General features: G+C 44.9%; 4 tRNA genes. All 4 read left to right on the top strand.

The annotated features are described in order from the left end of the window. Positions 1–36: 36 nt before the first annotated feature. The 4 genes from B494_RS0111680 to B494_RS0111665 all read left to right on the top strand — a co-directional run bounded on the left by B494_RS0111680 (position 37) and on the right by B494_RS0111665 (position 481). Positions 37–129 (top strand) — tRNA-Ser (locus B494_RS0111680). A gap of 32 nt (positions 130–161) precedes the next feature. Beyond that, positions 162–236: transfer RNA gene (locus B494_RS0111675), tRNA-Glu, on the top strand. A gap of 68 nt (positions 237–304) precedes the next feature. After that, a tRNA-Val gene (locus B494_RS0111670) sits at positions 305–380 on the top strand. Between the two features lie 24 nt (positions 381–404). Continuing rightward, a tRNA-Met gene (locus B494_RS0111665) sits at positions 405–481 on the top strand. Positions 482–541 lie beyond the last annotated feature (60 nt).

Below are 541 nucleotides of genomic sequence, written 5' to 3'. Positions count from 1 at the left end.
GGTCGTAGGTTCGAATCCTACCTGTGGAGCCATAATGGAGAGCTGTCCGAGTGGCCGAAGGAGCACGATTGGAAATCGTGTAGGCGGTGTTAAACCGTCTCGAGGGTTCAAATCCCTCGCTCTCCGCCACCTTATTATATTTGGATTCATTTTATCACTTAGGCCCGTTGGTCAAGCGGTTAAGACACCGCCCTTTCACGGCGGTAACACGGGTTCGAATCCCGTACGGGTCACCATATTTATTAATTTATGACAAGATTTTATGATCTTTGTCAAAACCATGTACTAATAATTTTCACATCTTGGAGGATTAGCTCAGCTGGGAGAGCACCTGCCTTACAAGCAGGGGGTCGCAGGTTCGAGCCCTGCATCCTCCACCATGAAGTATCTTATATTTTTATTATCGCGGGGTGGAGCAGTCTGGTAGCTCGTCGGGCTCATAACCCGAAGGTCGTAGGTTCAAATCCTACCCCCGCAACCAATTAATTTTCGAATAATATTTAAATCATTTGAAACATTAAAAAAAATTTATCTGAATATT

The organism is Amphibacillus jilinensis Y1, assembly GCF_000306965.1.
GTDB lineage: Bacteria > Bacillota > Bacilli > Bacillales > Amphibacillaceae > Amphibacillus_C > Amphibacillus_C jilinensis.
Note: the sequence above shows the minus strand (reverse complement) of the source record. Positions and strands in the feature narration are given on the sequence as shown.